Annotated in this window: 1 protein-coding gene; it reads right to left on the reverse strand. The window is 52.1% G+C overall.

What is annotated here, in order from left to right; genetic code table 11:
• Positions 1-52: 52 nt before the first annotated feature.
• Positions 53-757 (reverse strand): IS6-like element IS26 family transposase, encoded by a 705-nt coding sequence (locus tag ACJHX7_RS26205; RefSeq protein ID WP_001067858.1) that lies wholly within the window; start codon positions 755-757, stop codon positions 53-55.
• Between the last annotated feature and the right edge of the window lie 63 nt (positions 758-820).

Below are 820 nucleotides of genomic sequence, written 5' to 3' on the forward strand. Positions count from 1 at the left end.
GGCACTGTTGCAAAGTTAGCGATGAGGCAGCCTTTTGTCTTATTCAAAGGCCTTACATTTCAAAAACTCTGCTTACCAGGCGCATTTCGCCCAGGGGATCACCATAATAAAATGCTGAGGCCTGGCCTTTGCGTAGTGCACGCATCACCTCAATACCTTTGATGGTGGCGTAAGCCGTCTTCATGGATTTAAATCCCAGCGTGGCGTTGATTATCCGTTTCAGTTTGCCATGATCGCATTCAATCACGTTGTTCCGGTACTTAATCTGTCGGTGTTCAACGTCAGACGGGCACCGGCCTTCGCGTTTGAGCAGAGCAAGCGCGCGACCATAGGCGGGCGCTTTATCCGTGTTGATGAATCGTGGGATCTGCCACTTCTTCACGTTGTTGAGGATTTTACCCAGAAACCGGTATGCAGCTTTGCTGTTACGACGGGAGGAGAGATAAAAATCGACAGTGCGGCCCCGGCTGTCGACGGCCCGGTACAGATACGCCCAGCGGCCATTGACCTTCACGTAGGTTTCATCCATGTGCCACGGGCAAAGATCGGAAGGGTTACGCCAGTACCAGCGCAGCCGTTTTTCCATTTCAGGCGCATAACGCTGAACCCAGCGGTAAATCGTGGAGTGATCGACATTCACTCCGCGTTCAGCCAGCATCTCCTGCAGCTCACGGTAACTGATGCCGTATTTGCAGTACCAGCGTACGGCCCACAGAATGATGTCACGCTGAAAATGCCGGCCTTTGAATGGGTTCATGTGCAGCTCCATCAGCAAAAGGGGATGATAAGTTTATCACCACCGACTATTTGCAACAGTGCC

It is taken from the genome of Escherichia sp. WS1451, from assembly GCF_046487365.1.
GTDB lineage: Bacteria > Pseudomonadota > Gammaproteobacteria > Enterobacterales > Enterobacteriaceae > Escherichia > Escherichia coli.

Bases quoted from the DNA above. Each gene is read 5' to 3' on its own strand.
- ACJHX7_RS26205 (WP_001067858.1), bottom strand. From the start codon at position 757: ATGAACCCATTCAAAGGCCGGCATTTTCAGCGTGACATCATTCTGTGG.